This is a genomic window from Bradyrhizobium sp. WSM471 (genome assembly GCF_000244915.1).
Taxonomy (GTDB): domain Bacteria; phylum Pseudomonadota; class Alphaproteobacteria; order Rhizobiales; family Xanthobacteraceae; genus Bradyrhizobium.
The window spans coordinates 230997-244823 of record NZ_CM001442.1 but is presented as its reverse complement, the minus strand read 5'-3'; the positions used below and the strand labels follow the sequence as shown (position 1 = coordinate 244823).

Annotated in this window: 16 protein-coding genes; 8 read left to right on the top strand and 8 right to left on the bottom strand. The window is 64.4% G+C overall.

The window, feature by feature from the left end:
* Positions 1-16 precede the first annotated feature (16 nt).
* The 5 genes from BRA471DRAFT_RS01145 to hslV all read right to left on the bottom strand — a co-directional run bounded on the left by BRA471DRAFT_RS01145 (position 17) and on the right by hslV (position 4368).
* Positions 17-1141, bottom strand: coding sequence for a hypothetical protein (locus BRA471DRAFT_RS01145; protein ID WP_007604064.1), 1125 nt, complete (start codon positions 1139-1141; stop codon positions 17-19).
* 28 nt (positions 1142-1169) lie between these two features.
* The gene (gene hslU / locus BRA471DRAFT_RS01140; RefSeq protein WP_007598430.1) at positions 1170-2474 is read right to left on the bottom strand and encodes an ATP-dependent protease ATPase subunit HslU; all 1305 of its coding nucleotides are present in this window, start codon (positions 2472-2474) and stop codon (positions 1170-1172) included.
* Between the two features lie 51 nt (positions 2475-2525).
* Positions 2526-3143, bottom strand: a complete 618-nt coding sequence (locus tag BRA471DRAFT_RS01135; protein ID WP_007604063.1) for a DUF2585 domain-containing protein — start codon at positions 3141-3143, stop codon at positions 2526-2528.
* On the bottom strand, positions 3140-3625 hold the full coding sequence (locus BRA471DRAFT_RS01130) for a GNAT family N-acetyltransferase (protein WP_007604062.1): 486 nt from the start codon (positions 3623-3625) through the stop codon (positions 3140-3142). Before BRA471DRAFT_RS01130 ends, BRA471DRAFT_RS01135 begins: the two co-directional genes overlap by 4 nt.
* A 182-nt stretch (positions 3626-3807) precedes the next feature.
* Positions 3808-4368 carry an ATP-dependent protease subunit HslV gene (gene hslV, locus BRA471DRAFT_RS01125; RefSeq protein WP_007604060.1) on the bottom strand — a complete coding sequence of 187 codons (561 nt, stop codon included), beginning with the start codon at positions 4366-4368 and terminating at the stop codon, positions 3808-3810.
* A gap of 190 nt (positions 4369-4558) precedes the next feature.
* Here hslV and hisB point away from each other — a divergent pair, with 190 nt between their 5' ends.
* The 8 genes from hisB (at position 4559) to BRA471DRAFT_RS01085 (ending at position 9689) form a co-directional block, all read left to right on the top strand.
* Entirely contained in the window at positions 4559-5152 is a 594-nt protein-coding gene (gene hisB / locus BRA471DRAFT_RS01120; protein ID WP_007604059.1) for an imidazoleglycerol-phosphate dehydratase HisB, read from the top strand.
* Between the two features lie 65 nt (positions 5153-5217).
* Entirely contained in the window at positions 5218-5748 is a 531-nt protein-coding gene (locus BRA471DRAFT_RS01115; RefSeq protein ID WP_007604058.1) for a DUF2628 domain-containing protein, read from the top strand.
* Complete coding sequence (hisH, locus tag BRA471DRAFT_RS01110; RefSeq protein ID WP_007604057.1) at positions 5745-6395, top strand: imidazole glycerol phosphate synthase subunit HisH; 651 nt, start codon at positions 5745-5747, stop codon at positions 6393-6395. The genes BRA471DRAFT_RS01115 and hisH overlap by 4 nt, the downstream gene beginning before the upstream one ends.
* Positions 6383-7123 (top strand): 1-(5-phosphoribosyl)-5-[(5-phosphoribosylamino)methylideneamino]imidazole-4-carboxamide isomerase, encoded by a 741-nt coding sequence (gene hisA, locus BRA471DRAFT_RS01105; RefSeq protein ID WP_007604056.1) that lies wholly within the window; start codon positions 6383-6385, stop codon positions 7121-7123. The genes hisH and hisA overlap by 13 nt, the downstream gene beginning before the upstream one ends.
* Positions 7124-7133: 10 nt before the next feature.
* On the top strand, positions 7134-7910 hold the full coding sequence (gene hisF / locus BRA471DRAFT_RS01100; RefSeq protein ID WP_007604055.1) for an imidazole glycerol phosphate synthase subunit HisF: 777 nt from the start codon (positions 7134-7136) through the stop codon (positions 7908-7910).
* Positions 7911-7992: 82 nt separating this feature from the next.
* Positions 7993-8319, top strand: a complete 327-nt coding sequence (locus tag BRA471DRAFT_RS01095) for a phosphoribosyl-ATP diphosphatase (RefSeq protein WP_007598445.1) — start codon at positions 7993-7995, stop codon at positions 8317-8319.
* A gap of 20 nt (positions 8320-8339) precedes the next feature.
* On the top strand, positions 8340-9296 hold the full coding sequence (gene coaA / locus BRA471DRAFT_RS01090; RefSeq protein ID WP_007598451.1) for a type I pantothenate kinase: 957 nt from the start codon (positions 8340-8342) through the stop codon (positions 9294-9296).
* A 105-nt stretch (positions 9297-9401) separates the two neighbouring features.
* On the top strand, positions 9402-9689 hold the full coding sequence (locus BRA471DRAFT_RS01085; RefSeq protein ID WP_007604054.1) for a hypothetical protein: 288 nt from the start codon (positions 9402-9404) through the stop codon (positions 9687-9689).
* 13 nt (positions 9690-9702) lie between these two features.
* Here the strand turns inward: BRA471DRAFT_RS01085 and BRA471DRAFT_RS01080 are convergent, their stop codons facing one another.
* The 3 genes from BRA471DRAFT_RS01080 to BRA471DRAFT_RS01070 form a co-directional block, all read right to left on the bottom strand.
* Positions 9703-10761 carry an AI-2E family transporter gene (locus tag BRA471DRAFT_RS01080; RefSeq protein ID WP_007604053.1) on the bottom strand — a complete coding sequence of 353 codons (1059 nt, stop codon included), beginning with the start codon at positions 10759-10761 and terminating at the stop codon, positions 9703-9705.
* 55 nt (positions 10762-10816) lie between these two features.
* Positions 10817-11446 (bottom strand): histidine phosphatase family protein, encoded by a 630-nt coding sequence (locus tag BRA471DRAFT_RS01075; protein ID WP_007604051.1) that lies wholly within the window; start codon positions 11444-11446, stop codon positions 10817-10819.
* A 101-nt stretch (positions 11447-11547) separates the two neighbouring features.
* On the bottom strand, positions 11548-13773 hold the full coding sequence (locus BRA471DRAFT_RS01070) for an ATP-binding protein (RefSeq protein WP_007604049.1): 2226 nt from the start codon (positions 13771-13773) through the stop codon (positions 11548-11550).
* Positions 13774-13827 lie beyond the last annotated feature (54 nt).

The following is a 13827-nucleotide window of genomic DNA, read 5'->3' as shown; positions in this document are numbered from 1 at the left end:
AGAGGGAGCCGATCTTCTAAAACGGCCTCACGATCCCGACGCGCGGGATCAATGTGACGATCAGGCCGAAGATATTTGTCTTCTGATCTCCCACTGGAATCAGCGGCGTCTCGCGAGCGGCGGGCAGCATCTTCACCGCGTGCAGGATCAGGAATATGCAGACCGCCCAGTTCGAGATCCAGCGCGAATAGTCGAACACCATCGCGAACATCACGAGACAGGCGAGGCTGATGCCGATCAGCGCCGCGACCACGAGGCGCCGATGCGTGTCGTTGGCGAGCGCGCCGATCAAATCCACAAAATAGCGCCACAGCGGCGTGTGCAGCCAGATCAAAAGCGCGAACACGGGCACGCCGAGGATGTTGTGGGGCAGGCGGCCCCAGGTGTCGGAGATCTCCTTCGCCAGCGGCTGATACCAGATGTAGGCGAACTGCAGCAGGTCGGTCCGCGACGGATCGGCCATCCGGGTTTTCAGATACGCCACGAAATCCGCCTCCGGGATCGGCATCGTTCCCAAAAACTGTGCGGCGAAGAACAGCGCGGAGACGGCTAGCAGGGCGATGATGCCGAATGCGACATTCGTGCGATTGCAGCCGCGCGTCAGATAGTGCCTGATCACGACGATGGTGAGGATCGTCGGCACATACATCAGCAGATGGATGTGGTGGATCAGGACGAGAGCGATCGAGAACAGCGCAGCCAGCGCCACGAACAGCAGCGATCCCGCCGGCACCAGCAGCAGGATGATCGCCAGCGCGCAGCCATAGATGTCGAAATGGCCGAGCGTGTGCATGAAATTCTTGAGGAAGAACGGCGAGCCCGCGATGAAGACGAACAGCGGCAATGTCTTCGTCGTGAAGCCGAACGTCGTCTGGAAGAGTCTTGCGTATAGCCCCAGCGTCACCAGCCATGTCGCGCCGCCGAGCGCGAACACCAGCCATACCGGCACCTTGTCGGTGAACAGCGCGACGATCGCCCCGATCAGCGCGCGCTTGATGAAGCCGAAATGGTAGTCGACGAGGAGGTGGATGTAGGGGACGTAAGGCGGCAGCTGGATCTTGTGAACGAAGACGCCGACGATGACCGCCGCGTTGACCGCGAGCAGGATGCGCCAGGGGTTTTGCAGGATGCGTGCGGTCACGCCGCATCCATAGCGCGGCCGCCCGGATTTACAAAATGAACCGGCTCAGATCCGCGTTCTTGGCGAGGTCGCCGACGTGCTTCTGCACGAAATCGGCATCGACCCTGACGGTCTCGCCGCTGCGGTCGGGGGCCGTGAAGGAGATCTCGTCCAGCACCCGCTCCATCACGGTCTGCAGCCGCCGCGCGCCGATGTTCTCGACGGTGGAATTCACGGCGACCGCGACGTCGGCGAGCGCGTCGATGGCGTTGTCGGTGATGTCGAGCGTGACGCCCTCGGTCTGCATCAACGCGACATATTGCTTGATCAGCGAGGCCTCGGGCTCGGTCAGGATGCGGCGCATGTCATCGCGGGTCAGCGCCTGCAGCTCGACGCGGATCGGCAGGCGGCCCTGCAGTTCCGGCAAAAGGTCGGACGGTTTTGCGACGTGGAAGGCGCCTGAGGCAATGAACAGGATGTGGTCGGTCTTCACCGCGCCGTGCTTGGTCGAGACGGTGGTGCCCTCGATCAGCGGCAGCAGGTCGCGCTGCACGCCCTCGCGCGAGACGTCGCCGCCGGCGCGGCCTTCGCGGGCGCAGATCTTGTCGATCTCGTCCAGGAACACGATGCCGTTGTTCTCGACCGCGCTGATCGCCTCCATCGTCAACTGATCGCTGTCGAGCAGCTTGTCGGATTCCTCGTTGATGAGAATCTCGTGCGAGCTCTCCACCGTCAGTCGCCGCGTCTTGCTGCGGCCGCCGAGCTTGCCGAAGATGTCGCCGATCGAGACCGCGCCCATCTGCGCGCCGGGCATGCCGGGGATCTCGAACATCGGAAAACCGCTGCCGCCGCCTTGCGTCTCGATCTCGATTTCCTTGTCGTTGAGCTCGCCCGCGCGCAGCTTCTTGCGGAAGGAGTCCCGCGTCGCCGCGCTGGAATTGGCGCCGACCAGCGCGTCGAGCACGCGCTCCTCGGCGGCGAGCTGCGCGCGTGCCTGCACGTCTTTGCGCTTGCGCTCGCGGACCTGGGCGATCGCGACCTCGACGAGATCGCGCACGATCTGCTCGACGTCGCGGCCGACATAGCCGACCTCGGTGAATTTCGTCGCCTCCACCTTCAGGAACGGCGCGTTGGCGAGCTTGGCGAGCCGTCGCGCGATCTCGGTCTTGCCGACGCCGGTCGGGCCGATCATCAGGATGTTCTTCGGCAGCACTTCTTCGCGCAAGGAGCCTTCGAGCTGCTGCCGCCGCCAGCGGTTGCGCAGCGCGATCGAGACGGCGCGCTTGGCATCGGCCTGGCCGACGATGAAACGGTCGAGTTCGGAAACGATTTCGCGGGGAGAAAAGTCTGTCATGGGACCTTAGCTAGGATCAGATGCGGGGCGGGACAAGCCGCTTTTTTGCCGTCAGATGATCGGCGGACCCGATTGCCATTGTTTCACGGCCTCGACCGGATGGATCAGCATCAGGATATTGAGCGTCAGATTGTCGCGAATATGGAGCGCCAGCATGATTTCGAAGGCGAGCCCGAGCAGGACTGTCACTGGAACAGGCAGAAGGCGCGCGGCGAGGAAGCCCAGCATCATGGACAGATTGTCAGAGACCGAATTGACGATGCTGTCGCCGAAGTAATCCAGCGAGATCGTGCCGGCGCGGTAGCGTTCGATGATGAAAGGCGAGTTCTCGACGATCTCCCAGGCACCCTCGATCAGCATGGCGATGATCAGGCGCGCCGGCCACGACAGAGACAGGAACGGCAGCCGCGCGAACAGCAGCCAGGTCAGTCCATAGAACAGGAAGCCGTGCAGGATGTGCGAGAAGGTGTACCAGTCGGCGATGTGCTGTGAATTCTCCGAGCTGTTCACCACGCCATGCCACAGCTTGACATAGCCGCAGGTGCAGATCGGCACCCGGCCCATCGCCAGCAGGATCGAGGCCTGCATCGCCAGCAGCAGCAGCGCGATGCCGACCCAGGCGATCGGGGGAAACGCGGCCTTGCTCTCATGCGTGGTTGCCAGCGTCATGGCTCGCGCACCATCAGGAGTGCGGGCCCGTCGGGCGTCTCGACCATGCGTTCCCGGACAAGGCCGGCCTTCTCATAGGCACGCACGGCGCGCGCGTTGAGCGGATCGGGATCAGTGACGATGCGGGGCAGGCCCTGCCGCAACTGCGCGTCGGCGAATTGCCGGATGAATGCCGAACCGTGCCCGCGCCCGATCATGTCACTTTCGCCGATGAATTGATCGATGCCACGCGTGCCCTCCGGTTGCGGCCCAAGACCCGTATTCCAGGCGGTCAGGCGGTAGCATTGAAGATAGCCGAACGGCTTGTCGTCGGCCAACACGATGAACTGGTCCATTGCCGGCTCACCAAGATCGCCGCTCACGAGCGCGAACTGCTCGTCCGGACCGCCCCACCATTCCCGCACATGTGCTTCGCCCAGCCACCGCCGGATCAGCGGCAGGTCGGCCGCGGTCATCGCACGGAAGGTGTAGGCGGGGGCCATCTAGCGGCCAAGGCGGTGGTGCACTCCCTCTCCCGCCTGCGGGAGAGGGTTGGGGAGAGGGTGCGTCCGCAATGGGACAGCCCCCAAGAGGACAGAACCCTCACCCGCGCCTTCGGCGCGACCTCTCCCGCAAGCGGGAGAGGTTACAGCCAGTCCGGAGGTCCGCTGTCCAGCCACAAGCCCTACCCGGCCGCCAGCGCTTCGACGGTGACATTGCGGTTGGTGTAGACGCAGATGTCGGCGGCGATGTCGAGGGAGCGGCGGACGATGGTCTCGGCGTCCTTGTCGGTGTCGAGCAAGGCGCGGGCGGCCGCCAGCGCATAATTCCCGCCGGAGCCGATCGCCATGACGCCGGCTTCGGGCTCCAGCACGTCGCCTGTGCCTGTCAGCACCAGGGAGACGTCCTTGTCGGCGACGATCATCATGGCCTCCAGCCGTCGCAAATAACGGTCGGTGCGCCAGTCCTTGGCGAGCTCGACGGCGGCCCGGGTCAATTGCCCCGGATATTGCTCGAGCTTGGCTTCCAAACGCTCGAACAGCGTGAAGGCGTCGGCCGTGGCGCCGGCAAAGCCGCCGATGACGTCGCCCTTGCCGAGTTTCCGGACCTTCCTGGCGTTGTGCTTGATCACGGTCTGACCGATCGAGACCTGGCCGTCGCCGCCGACCACCACCGTGCCGCCCTTGCGGACCGTCAAAATCGTGGTGCCGTGCCAGACCGGCGAGCTGTTTGGGGAGTCCTGCATGAATGATCCTCGTTGTCCGGGCTGATTTAGGCGGTCGGGAGCGGAGGCACAACGGGCCGCTCCGGGCCCAATTCGCTCACCATAGGCAGAAGTAGAGGCCCGGCCAGCCGTTGCCGCAGTAGCGAAGGCGTCATTTGGCTGTTAAAAGACCGGCGTTTTCGGCCCCGAACGAGGATGAAAGCCAGTTTTGATGCGCACCGCGACGATCAAGCGCAAGACCAAGGAAACCGACATCGAGGTCACCGTGAACCTCGATGGCTCCGGCGTGTCCAATATCGCGACCGGCATCGGCTTTTTCGACCATATGCTCGATCTCCTCGCCCGCCATTCCCGCATCGACCTCACGGTCAAAGCGGTTGGCGATTTGCACATTGATCATCACCATACCACCGAAGACACCGGCATCGCGCTCGGTCAGGCCGTCAAGCAGGCGCTCGGCAACATGGCGGGCATCACCCGCTATGCCGGCGTGCACATGCCCATGGACGAGACGCTGTCGCGCGTGGTCATCGACATCTCGGGCCGCCCGGTCCTGGTGTTCAAGGTCGACTTCCCCCGCGACAAGATCGGCGAGTTCGACACCGAGCTGGTGCGCGAGTGGTTCCAGGCCTTTGCCATGAACGCCGGCGTGACTCTTCACGTCGAGACCCTATATGGCGATAACAGCCACCATATCGCCGAGTCCTGCTTCAAGGGTCTGGCACGGGCGCTGCGCACCGCCGTCGCGATCGACCCGAAGGCGGTGGGCGAAATCCCGTCCACCAAGGGCTCGCTCGGCGGCTGACATCTCTCGGCTCGCGGCACGCGCCGCTTGCGGTTTCACTGAATCCCTAGGAACGGGGCATCGCCATGTCCGTCTACACAGTTCATGCTCCCTCCCCTGCCGGAGCCGATCTGCGCGCGACCGACAAGTTCGTCTTCGTGCGCGACGGCTTCCATTTCTGGGCGATGATCTTCGGCCCGCTCTGGCTGCTGTGGAATCGGCTATGGCTGGCGCTGATCGGCTGGGTGATCTTCGTTGCCGCGTTCAACGTCGGGCTGTCCAGCCTCGGACTCGGCCGTTCGTCGATCTTCTTCGCCGACATCATCGTCGCGCTGCTGATGGGATTCGAGGCCTCCAGCCTGCGCCGTTGGACGCTCTCGCGCGGTAAATGGCGGCAGCTCGACGTGGTGATTTCCGACGACGAGGACACCGCCGAGCGCCGCTTCTTCGAGCGCTGGAGCCAGAAACAGCGCGGCATCGTCAACGATCAATGGGCCGTCGATCGCGGCGGCCCGCCGCCGACCCGCAACGTGCCGGGTCAGCAATTCTCCAACCCGCCGCCGATGCCGGCGGGCGGCATCATTGGTTTGTTTCCAGAACCGGGAGGGTCAAGATGAGCGTCGCCATCATCGATTACGGTTCCGGCAATCTACATTCGGCCGCCAAGGCGTTCGAGCGCGCCGCGCGCAGCATGGACAACCCGCAAAAGGTCTTCGTCACCAGCGATCCGGACCAGGCCTACAGCGCCGACCGTCTGGTGCTGCCGGGCGTCGGCGCCTTCGCCGATTGCCGGCGTGGGCTCGATGCCGTCAACGGCATGGTCGAGGCGATCACCGAAGCGGTGCGCGTCAAGGCGCGGCCGATGTTCGGCATCTGCGTCGGCATGCAGCTGTTCGCCACCCGCGGCAAGGAGCATGTCATCACGCAAGGCCTGAACTGGATCGGCGGCGACGTCGAGAAGATCACGCCGCGCGACGAGAGCCTGAAGATCCCGCACATGGGCTGGAATACGCTCGATGTGCTGCGCGAGCATCCGGTGCTGGACAGGCTGCCGCTCGGCCCCAAGGGCCAGCACGCCTATTTCGTGCACTCCTACCACCTCAACGCCGCCAACGAGGCGGACGTGCTCGCGCGCGCTGATTACGGCGGGCCCATCACCGCGATCGTCGGCAAGGACACCGCCATCGGGACGCAGTTTCACCCCGAGAAGAGCCAGCGTTTTGGGCTGGCTCTGATCTCGAACTTTTTGCGATGGAAACCGTGATTCTCTTTCCCGCGATCGACCTCAAGAACGGCCAATGCGTGCGCCTCGAGCAGGGCGACATGGCGCGCGCGACCGTGTTCAATCTCAATCCCGCCGCGCAGGCGGAGAGCTTCGTCGCGCAGGGCTTCGAGTATCTCCACGTCGTCGATCTCGACGGCGCGTTTGCCGGCAAGCCGGTGAACGCGCAGGCCGTCGAGGCGATGCTGAAGACGATCACGATTCCAGTGCAGCTCGGTGGCGGCATTCGCGATCTCGCGACTGTCGAAGCCTGGCTCGACAAGGGCATCACCCGTGTCATCATCGGCACCGCCGCGGTGCGTGACCCCGAATTGGTGAAGGCTGCCGCCAAAAACTTCCCCGGTCGCGTCGCGGTCGGGCTCGACGCGCGCGACGGCAAGGTCGCGGTCGAAGGCTGGGCCGAGACCTCGCAGGTGACGGTGCTGGAGATCGCACGGCGTTTCGAGGATGCCGGGGTCGCCGCCATCATCTTCACCGACATTGCGCGCGACGGCCTGCTCAAGGGCCTGAATCTCGATGCGACCATTGCGCTGGCCGACGCCATATCCATCCCCGTCATCGCCTCCGGCGGCCTCGCCTCGATCGAGGACGTCAAGGCGATGCTGACGCCGCGCGCGAAAAAGCTCGCTGGCGCGATCGCCGGCCGCGCGCTTTACGATGGCCGGCTCGATCCCGCAGCCGCCCTCACCCTGATCCGCGCCGCGGCCTAGGAGACATCCGATGTTCAAGGTGCGCGTGATCCCCTGCCTGGACGTCAAGGACGGCCGCGTCGTCAAGGGCGTCAACTTCGTCGATTTGCGCGATGCCGGCGATCCCGTCGAAGCGGCGATCGCCTATGACGCCGCCGGTGCCGACGAGCTCACCTTCCTCGACATCACCGCGACCCATGAGAACCGCGGCATCATGCTGGATGTGGTCCGGCGCACGGCGGAAGCCTGCTTCATGCCCGTGACCGTCGGCGGCGGCGTGCGTGAGGTCAACGACATCAAGACGCTGCTGCGCGCCGGCGCCGACAAGGTCTCGATCAACAGCGCCGCGGTGTCGCGGCGTGAGTTCGTCAAGGAAGCCGCCGAGAAATTCGGCGGGCAGTGCGTGGTGGTCGCGATCGACGCCAAGCGGGTCAAGCGCGCCGGTGGCGGCGAGCGCTGGGAGATCTTCACCCATGGCGGTCGCAACTCGACCGGCATCGACGCCATCGAATATGCCCAGGAGGTGGTCTCGCTCGGCGCCGGTGAAATCCTGCTCACCTCGATGGACCGCGACGGCACGAGGCAGGGTTTCGACATCCCGCTGACCCGGGCGATCGCCGACAGCATTCCCGTTCCCGTGATCGCCTCGGGCGGCGTCGGCAATCTCGACCACCTTGTCGATGGTATTCGCGACGGCCACGCCACCGCCGTGCTGGCCGCCTCGATCTTCCATTTCGGGGAATTCACCATCCGCGAAGCCAAGGAGCACATGTCCCGGCGCGGGCTGCCCATGCGCCTCGATGCCTGACGACTCCCGTTCCTAAAAATGCTACATCATCGGCGAGAACCGGCTTGTCCCGCCAGATAACCGGCCAATCCGAGTATTTTGTATGCCGCGTTTCACGATCCACGATCTCGCCGAGACCATCGACGCCCGCGCGGCGGCGGGTGGCGAGGCGTCCTATACCCGCAAGCTCCTCGACAAGGGCGCCGAACATTGCGCCAAGAAGTTCGGTGAGGAGGCAGTCGAAACCGTAATCGCAGCAGTCGAAAACGATCGCGCGCATCTGATCGCCGAAGGCGCCGACCTGCTCTATCATTTCCTTGTGCTGCTCAAGGCCCGCGGCGTAAAGCTGGAAGAGGTCGAGGCCGCATTGGACAAGCGGACCAATATGTCAGGGTTGGAAGAAAAGGCGTCGCGCAAGGGCGGCAGCTAGCCGAGGTGGAGAATCGCGTCATGGATATCCGCGCACCCGAGCAGCAATATAATCCGTACCGCGTCTATACGCGCGAGGAGTGGTCGCGACTCCGCGACGACACGCCGATGACGCTGGAGCCGGGCGAATTCGACCGGCTGCGCTCGCTGCACGACCGCCTCGACTTGCAGGAGGTCGAGGACATCTACCTGCCGCTGTCGCGCCTGCTGTCGATCTATGTCGATGCGATGCAGCGGCTTTATTATGCGGAGCGCCAGTTCCTCAACATCCGCGACCGCAAGATGCCCTACATCATCGGCGTCGCCGGTTCGGTCGCGGTTGGAAAATCCACCACGGCCCGCGTGCTTCAGGCGCTACTGGCGCGCTGGTCGCCGCGTCCCAAGGTCGAGCTGATCACCACCGACGGATTTCTGTATCCCAACGCCGTGCTGGAACGGCAGGGCATCATGCAGAAGAAGGGCTTTCCGGAGAGCTACGACCTGCCGCTGCTGCTGAGCTTCCTCTCCGACATCAAGGCCGGCCGCCGCCATGTGCGCGCGCCGGTCTATTCGCATTTGACTTACGACATCGTGCCGAACCAGTGGGCCGAGATCGACCAGCCCGACATCCTGATCGTCGAGGGCGTCAACGTGCTGCAGACCGGCAAGCTGCCGCGCGACGGCAAGGCCGTGCCCGTGGTGTCCGACTTCTTCGATTTCTCGGTCTATATCGACGCCGACGAGGCCGCGCTGCGGCAGTGGTACATCAGGCGCTTCCTGTCGCTGCGCGACACGGCGTTCACCAATCCCAAATCCTACTTCAACCGCTACGCGCTGTTGTCGGACGAGGAGGCCACCGCCACCGCGATCGCGATCTGGGAACGCACCAACCTCGCCAATCTCGAGGACAACATCCTGCCGACCCGCCCCCGCGCGACCCTGATCCTGAAGAAAGGCGCCGACCACACCGTGGCAAGCGTGGCGCTCAGGCGGCTGTAACAGCCTTGATGAACGCAGCCCTTGTTAAATTTCGGGCTGAGTATCTTTTGTTGCAGACCGGCGAGGGGTATTTGGCTATGGCTTTCGGAAACGCACACGGGCACCATGGTTGATCGTCTCAGAAGCGCTGCCGAGCATCTCGAAGCACCGATATGCCCGGACTGCCTTATCGAGATGAAGTGGTTCCGTTCCGAGCTGCTGGCGGACGAGCCAACCCCGATCATCGCGCATCTTTTCGTGTGTCCGCATTGCAAGCGCGCGGCCCAGGCGGATTCCATTTTCAAGAGCAAGCAAGTGCCGCCGGACAAGCTCTCCGCACCGCGTTTTCTGGCTTATGCCGCCTACCGCTCGGCGTCGGCCGGATTCGGCGCTCGGCTGACCGCCGGGTCGTGACTCGACAGGGCGGTCATTTCCGGACCTCCTGTCGCGCTTTTGAGCCGATGAAGATGTGCCACGCCGTGAGAAACATCGCGGCTATGAGCGGGCCGATGACGAATCCGTTCGCTCCGAAAGCCGCAAGGCCGCCCAAGGTGGCGAGCAGCACGACATAGCTCGGCATTTGGATCGACTGGCCGACCAGGATCGGGCGGAGAAAATTGTCCGCAAGACCGATCACGAAGGTCCCGAAAGCGAGCAGGATGATCCCTTTCGTGACTGAGCCTGCCACCAGCAGATAGAGTGCGACCGGAACCCAAACCAGGGCGGAGCCGAGCACGGGCAGGAGCGAGAGCAGCGCCATCAGGGCGCCCGCGAGCAGCGGCGCGGTCAAGCCGAGCAGCCAGAAGATCAGCCCGCCAAGCGCTCCCTGAATCAGGGCCACGAGAACGATCCCCTTGATCGTTCCGCGAACCGCGAGGGTGAACGCATTCAGAATCTCGGTGGTGTGGCTCGGCCGCAGCGGGAGCGCGTCGCGGATCCGTGCGCTGAGCTCGTCACCATCGCGGAGCAGGAAGAACAGCAGGTACAACATCACGAGCAAGCTTGCGACGAACTCCAGCGTCAACTGACCGATGTTGATGGCGTGCCCCGCCAGTTGTTGGCCGGCAGGGACGACCAGACTCGACAGACGTTCCTTCAGGGCCGAAAAATCGATACCGGCCAAGCGGTCCGACAGGGAAGCGGCCCAAGCGGGCAGCGCGGATTTCAGCTGCTGCAGGGGATGGGCGAAACTGATCTCCCCGCTCTGAGCGCGCTGGTACAGCTCCCCACCCTGGTCGACGAGCGAGGCGATGACGACCGCCACGGGAATGAGGACCATGACGATCACAACGACGACTGTGAACGATGCGGCAAGGTTGCGCTTCCCCGGAAGGGTCTCCAGGGCGCGTCGATAGAGTGGTGCGAAGATGATCGCCAGAAGCGTGGCCCACAACAACGCGCCGGAGAATGGCCAAAGCACCCACCCGAAGGCAAGCGAGATCGCGGCAAGCAAGATGAGGAATGAGCGGTCTTCCGATGTTCTCACGTGTTTGCCAACCCTTCCGTTGCCAGAGCATGATCCGGACCTGAAATCCGGGCCGTCACTTGTCTGCTTTCGCGGTCCAGTCGGCGAGCTTGATGCGTCCTGCAAAAGTTGCGGGACCCGAGCTGCCGGCCCTGTAGACGAAAGCTTCGCCTTCCTGAACGTCCCCGGCATCCTTCCCGAAGGCATCGGCGATGTTGGTCTTGTGGGTGACCAGGAAGGTGTTGGTGCCGGCCTTGGGCGGCGCATCGACGAGTTGCCGCACCGCCTGGCCGGCCTTTGCATTGGCACCCGTCGGATTTGCCATGCCCGACGCGCTCGCATTGCTGCTGTCCGTCAATGCATCGACCGGCTTGACCTCGCGGCCGGAGATGAGCTTGCCCGCCTCGATCGCGCGGTTCAGCCTGCTGGTGTAGACGTCGCCGATGGGGATCGCGAGCCCCTTGATGGCCGTCCCGATCTGGCCCGCCATGTCGCGGCCCCTTTCACTGAGCTGACGCTGGGCGCTCATGTCGTCGAACTTGAAAGGGTAGACATCCTTTTGGCTGTCGTCGGTGGCGGTGTGGCGAAACACCAGCACATAACCGCCTTGCTTGAGCGAGGCGATCAGTTGCGAGCTATCGGCCGCGGTGGCCTGAATGGAACCGCAGAGAAGGATCACGAAGGCGAGGCGGTAAAGCACGTTCATGCGAAATCCTCTGCTTAAATGCCCCAGAGGATGGTGACGCGCGACGCGGTCGATTTCAATTGTCGATCGCCGGCCGAGATCGGGTTCCTATGAAATCCGGATCAAACCGCCAGCTGCCGCGCCGCCGCCAGTCCGGCCAGCGCCTCTTCCAGCTTCTCGCGATCGAGCGGCTTGATCAGAAACCCGTTCATGCCCGCTTCAAAGCAGGCGTAGCGATCTTCCACCAGCGTATTGGCGGTGAGCGCGAGGATCGGCGTGTGGTGGCCGCCTCTGGCTGCCTCATGCGCACGGATGCGTTTGGTCGTTTCGATGCCGTCGAGCTGCGGCATCTGGATGTCCATCAGCACGAGATCATAGGGCGTGCCGGCCGATGCCGCGCCCAGCCAGGATTCCAGCGCGGCCTCGCCATGGACAGCGATAACGACACGGTGGCCGAGTTTCGTCAGCAGCGAGCGCATCAACAACGCGTTGATCTCGTTGTCCTCGGCGACGAGAATTGACAGGCCTTTCGCCGGTACCGCGGCGGTGGATGGAGCCGATGGCTCCGGCGCAAGATCGGGCGAGGCGACCTCCGGGGGCAGCGCGAGGCGCGCGGCGAGTGAGGCCGCGCGCAACGGCTTCACCAGGAAGCCGGTGAAGGCCGGCGAGAGTTTCTCGTGGCGCGAGCCGGACGTCAGCAGCACGAGGCGTTGCGTTGCATGGCTGCGTGCGGCTTCGCCGAGGCGGTCGGCGATGGCAGCGCCGAGCGCGCGATCGATCAGCACCGAATGCCATGAGCGTTCCGGCAGCAGCGCTTCCGCCACCGCCGCGTCCGTCACCATGCAGGTTTGGCCACCCCAGCGCTCCAGCCGCCGCGCGATCAGTGACGCCTCGATGCCGTCGGCAATCAGCAGGATCGACTTGCCGGTGAGATCGAGACTCGGGAATGCCGTCTGTTCCGCATCGACGGCGGATGACGCCAACGGGATCGCGACCTCGAAGGTCGAACCCTTGCCCGGCTCGCTCGCGAGCGTGATGCGGCCGCCCATGCGCTTGACGATGCGCTCGCTGATGGCGAGACCGAGGCCGGTGCCGCCATAGCTGCGGGCGACGCGCTCGTCGGCCTGCTCGAATTCGCGGAAAATGCGCTGTTGCGCGTCGGCTGCGATGCCGATGCCGGTGTCGCGCACCAGAAAACTGATCTCGTTCGGCCAGATGCCGGGCTCGACGATCAGCGCGACGCCGCCGCTCGCAGTGAATTTGATGGCGTTGCCGGCGAGGTTGAGCAGCACCTGGCGCAGCCGCGCGGCATCGCCGACCACTTCGAGCGGCAGCCGCTCGTCGACATAGGCGGCGATCTCGAGCTGCTTCGCCTGCGCGCGCGGCGCGAGCAGCTCGGTGATGTCCTCGATCAGGCCTGAGAGGGCGAAGGGACGCTGCTCGAGATCGAGCTTGCCGGCTTCGATCTTGGAATAGTCGAGCAACTCCTCGATCAGCGCCATCAGCGCTTCGCCGGAGGTCTTCACGGCCTTGGCGTAGGTCGACTGTTCCGGCGTCAGCGTGGTGTCGAGCAGCAGCCCGCCCATGCCGATGATGCCGTTGAGCGGCGTGCGGATCTCGTGCGAGGCCATCGCCAGGAAGCGCGATTTGGCCCGGTTGGCGGCGTCGGCCTGATCGCGGGCGTCGGACAGCGCACGCTCGGTCTCGGTGCGGTCGGTGACGTCGCGTCCGACGCTCTGCAATTCGGCGGGTTGGCCGGCATCGAGGCGGACATAGCCTTCGCGCCAGGCGATCCAGCGCGCGCCGAGCGGGGTTGCGATCCTCTGGTCGTGAATGCGCGTGCCGTTGCTCTCGCGGGCGCTGTCGCCCTGCTCCAGCACGTCGAAATCAAAGGGCGTACCGACCAGCGCGCCGCGCGCCTGTCCGGCAAGCGCGCAATAGGCGTCGTTGGCGAAGGTGATGCGGCCGCTTGTGTCGCGCAGCACGATCAGATCGCCCTGCTGTTCGAACAGGCTGCGAGCGCGCTCCTCGGCCTCCTTCAGCTCCCAATTGCGGTCGATCAGCGTTTCGTTGTGGGCGGCCAGCGCACGCATCCGCTTGTTGACGAAGCGCAGGCGCATGCTGAGCGTGGCGAGGCCGAGGCAGGCGAGCGCGAACAGGAAGCTGACGCCGATCGCAAACGCATTGGGATCGTAGCCGGACGTCTCGGACCGGCTGCCGGAGACAAAACCATAGGCGCCGCCGAAGGTCGCCGAGAAGATCATGATGGAGCGGATCGCAAAGGCGATTCGGGGGTACTGTCGCCTGAAGCGGCGCATGCGCACCTTGATCCGGAACGTCCGATCCATCGCCACCGACCCGACTCTTTTCGTAAAAACCTGTGCTCGCTGTAAACGACGATG